The organism is Buchnera aphidicola (Lipaphis pseudobrassicae), assembly GCF_005081185.1.
In the GTDB taxonomy this organism is placed as follows: Bacteria; Pseudomonadota; Gammaproteobacteria; order Enterobacterales; family Enterobacteriaceae; genus Buchnera; species Buchnera aphidicola_AD.
The window spans coordinates 596,510-600,962 of the sequence record NZ_CP034870.1; the positions used below are offsets into that span (position 1 = coordinate 596,510).

3 protein-coding genes are annotated in these 4,453 nt (G+C 26.6%); all 3 read right to left on the reverse strand.

The window, feature by feature from the left end:
* Positions 1-1,958: ribonuclease R (rnr, locus tag D9V70_RS02915; RefSeq protein WP_158356300.1), on the reverse strand; the 1,958-nt coding region annotated here is incomplete at its 3' end.
* 138 nt (positions 1,959-2,096) lie between these two features.
* The gene (locus tag D9V70_RS02920; protein ID WP_158356228.1) at positions 2,097-3,392 is read right to left on the reverse strand and encodes an adenylosuccinate synthase; all 1,296 of its coding nucleotides are present in this window, start codon (positions 3,390-3,392) and stop codon (positions 2,097-2,099) included.
* A 50-nt stretch (positions 3,393-3,442) separates the two neighbouring features.
* The gene (hflC, locus tag D9V70_RS02925) at positions 3,443-4,369 is read right to left on the reverse strand and encodes a protease modulator HflC (RefSeq protein WP_158356229.1); all 927 of its coding nucleotides are present in this window, start codon (positions 4,367-4,369) and stop codon (positions 3,443-3,445) included.
* Positions 4,370-4,453 lie beyond the last annotated feature (84 nt).

The window sequence follows — 4,453 nt, forward strand, 5'->3', positions numbered from 1 at the left end:
CCTGTCAGTATATTACCTATTTTTTTATGCATAAAATCACACTTTAACCAATCGATTACATCTCGACTTGCTTCATCTGCACGTCTTTCAGTCATAGAACAATGAATTCCTATTTTTTTTATTTCATTTATAGTATATGAATAAATATTACTACTATTATGTCTACTTGAAGATGTATCTTTCTTGTTTTTCAATAATAAAAATTTAATAATTCTATGTAACATAAGATCAGGATAACGTCTAATAGGAGAAGTAAAATGCACGTAACTAGATAAAGATAAACCAAAATGCCCACAATTTTCCGGAGAATATACAGCTTGTTTCATAGAACGCAATAAAATTATTTGAATTGTTTCATATTCAGGTCGATTACAAATGTGTTTTAATAGATCTGAATAATAAATAGAATCTGGATTTTCACCTCCTGACAAAGTTAGTCCTAATTTTTTTAAAAATAAACGAAAACTAATAATATTTTCTTTTTTTGGACGATCATGATTTCGAAACAAAACAGGATATTGATATTTTTCTACAAAAGAAGCAGAAGCTATATTAGCTAGTATCATACATGATTCAATAAACTTATGTGCATCATTTCGAACATTTTGATAAATATTTTGAATTTGTAAGTTAGAATCTAAAACAAATCTCGGTTCTATATTTTCGAAATAAATACCTTTTTTAGAATAATCAAATTTATTTAAAATTTTTTGTAAATTTAATAAATTTTTAATATCTTTTAAAAATTTTTTGTATTTAATACATAAAAAAATATCACCATTCCAAATTTTAAAAATTTCATTATATGTAAATCGACCATGAGAACATATAATAGCCTCATAATGCTTATAACTAATTAATTCTCCTTTGTTAGATAAGTTCATTTCGCAAATTAAACATAAACGTTCTTCATAAGGCTTCAAAGAACATAATTCTGTAGAAATTTTTTCTGGCAACATAGGTATAACTAAGGAAGGAAAATATATAGATGTACCTCTTTCAAAAGCAGCTTTATCTAAAGCAGTATTAGGTTTAACATAATAACTTACGTCTGCAATTGCTACCCACAAAACCCATCCTTTTTCTAAATCTATTTTTTTTTTACAAAAAATAGCATCATCAAAATCTCGGGCGTCTTCATCATCAATAGTAAAAAAAGGGAGGTGTCTTAAATCTATTCGTTTTTTTATATCAGATGAATATATTTGATGGCTAATCTTATCTACTTGTTCTTTTACTTCCGTTGACCATGATGAGGGAATAGAATGAGTTCTTAGTGCTATATCTATAGCCAAGTTAGTATTCATTTTTTTTCCAAGAACTTCTACTATTAATCCTTGTATTTTATTTTTTCTCCTAAAATATTGTTTTAATTTTACAACTACAATAGATCCTATTGAAATATTTTCTTGAATAGAAGAAAAAATAAAAATCTTAAAATTAAACCGAGTATCATTCGGGATGACAATTTTATTAGATTCATGAGTATAATATCTACCAACAATTAACGTGTTATTAGGTTGTAATAATTTTAAAAATCTAGCTGAATTTCGTCTATTTCTATTAGATTTTAAAATTTGAGCTAAAATTACATCTCCATGAATACATAATTTCATTTGCTCTGAAGAAAGCCAAAGATCTTCTTTTAATGTTTCTGTTCTAAGAAAACCATATCCATCCTTATGACCTATAACTTTTCCTTTCACAATTTTTAAATTTTCAGGAGTGATATAAAAACGATTTCGAGTATATATAATTTGACCATCTTGCTCCATTGCTTTTAATCTTCTACGCAATGCTGTTTTTTCTGTTTTATGATTAATACCAAATTTTCTCTCTAAATGTTTTTGACTGGTTAAGGTATTACATTTTTTAAGCCATGAAGCGATATATTCTCGACTTGGAATAGGATTTTTATATTTGCTAGCTTCTCTTTTTTGGTAGGGATCTACTACCATATCACTTCTCCGTTGTATATTATTTTATAATATATATCAATTACCAAATTTTTTTAATAAATTCTATTTTTTAATTTAGTGAATTATTAATGTTAAAAAATTGCAATGTATAAAATAAAATGATTTTGAAATAGACCTTTAACTAAAAATATTTTTTACTAAAATCATATCGGATCGTTCAGGACCAGTAGAAATAATATCAATAGAAATTTTAGTTATTTCTTCTATTCGTTTTATATAATTTTTAGCTTGTTCAGGTAAATCTTCTAATTTTTTAATACCTAAAGTTTTTTCTTTCCATCCTGGAAAAGTTTCATATACTGGTATTATATTTTTCCAATCATTTATTGTGTTAGGATATAATATATTTTTTATAGTATTAGTATTTTTGTAAGATGTGCAAATTTTTATTTCATCTAAACCATCTAATACATCTAATTTTGTTATACATAAACTAGATAAAGAATTAATTTTTATAGCTCTACATAAAGATACTACATCTAACCATCCAGTACGTCTTTTTCTTCCTGTTGTAGAACCAAATTCATGACCTTTTTTTGATAAATGATCGTCTATTACATCAAATAATTCAGTAGGAAAAGGGCCATTTCCTACTCTTGTAGAGTATGCTTTAGTCACACCAATTATACAATTTAAATGTTTAGGTCCTACTCCAGTTCCAGAAATAATACCTCCAATCGTAGTGTTAGAAGAAGTAACATATGGATATGTACCATGATCAATATCTAAAAAACTACCTTGAGCACCTTCAAAAACAATTTTTTTATTATCTTTAATCGCTTGATGTAATATTTGAGTTGTATCTTGAATCATATCTTGAATTACATCTATTGCTGGTAATAAATTTTTTAAAATTATTTTATAATCAACAGATTTATGCTTATAAAAAGAAACTAACTGATGATTATAATAATCTACTATTTCTTCTAAACGCATTGATAATTTTGTTTCATTTTGTAAATCTTTAACACGCAAACCCCGACGTGCAATTTTATCCTCATATGCCGGTCCAATACCTCTTCCAGTAGTTCCAATTGCCCTAGTTCCTAACTTTTTTTCACGAGCAATATCCATTTCAATATGATATTTCAAGATTAATGGTGCTTCATTAGAAATAAATAAACGTTTTTTTGCAAAGATATCATGTGCTTCTAACATTTTTATTTCTTTTATTAAATCGAATGGAGATATGACTACACCATTCGCAATGATTCCAATAACATCGTTATGTAATAATCCAGATGGAATTAAATGAAGAATAATTTTTTTTCCATTTACAACTAAAGTATGACCCGCATTGTGTCCTCCTTGACATCGTACAACATATGAAGCATTTTTAGTTATGCAATCTACTATTTTACCTTTTCCTTCATCACCCCATTGTGTCCCTAATATTACAATATTTTTATTCATTTTTAATTGTACCTAGTGTATTTTTTAACTCTTTATATTAAATAAAAATTTTATTTGATTTTAATCATATTATTTATATATTTAAAAAAATCACCATCTGATTGAATTAACATAATATTACCATTATTCTTAAAACTATTTTCATAAGCATGTAAGCTGCGAACAAAAAAATAAAAATAAGGTTCTTTTTTAAAATTTTGTGCAAATAATTTTGTTACTTCAGCTTCTCCTTGTCCTTTAATAATCAAAGCTTGTTTTTTTGCTTCTGCAAGTATTATAGATACTTTATAATCTGCTGTTGCTCGTAATTTTTCAGCTTGTTCTTGTCCTTGAGAACGTTGACTTCTAGCAACAGCTTCTCTTTCAGCTCTCATTCGATTATATATAGCATCAGATACTTCAAAAGGTAAATTAATTTGTTTAATGCGCACATCTACAACTTCTATACCTAAGGCATTCATACTATTGACATTAATTGATGATTTTTTTTCTAAATGCATAGTTCCTTTATTTAAAGAATTAAGTACATCTGTTGTTAACCTTCCTCTAGAATCAGTAACAATTTCTTTTACATTAAGACAACCGATCTCAGAACGTAACCGATCACTAAATTTTCTTTTTAATAAAACTTCCGCTTGAAATATATCACCTCCTCCTGTTGCAAGATAGTATCGACTAAAATCATTAATACGCCATTTTATATACGAATCAACAATCAAATCTTTTTTTTCTTTTGTAACAAAACGATCAGCTTGATTGTCCATAGTATGAATGCGTCCATCTAACATTTTAACTGTTTCTAGAAAAGGAAATTTAAAATGTAGTCCAGGATTATATACTACAGTTTTTTGATCACTATTTCGTAAAACTTTTCCGAATTTTAAAACAATACCACGTTCTCCTTCTTTAACAATAAAAAAAGAAGAAGATGCAAAAAAAAATAATATACTCAAAAAACAAATAATAATCTTGTTCATGTTCATTCTCTCTCTGTATTTTTCACATGACTTCGTATTGCATTAATACGACGTTGTTCTAAAATATTTTTTGGAGATAATGAA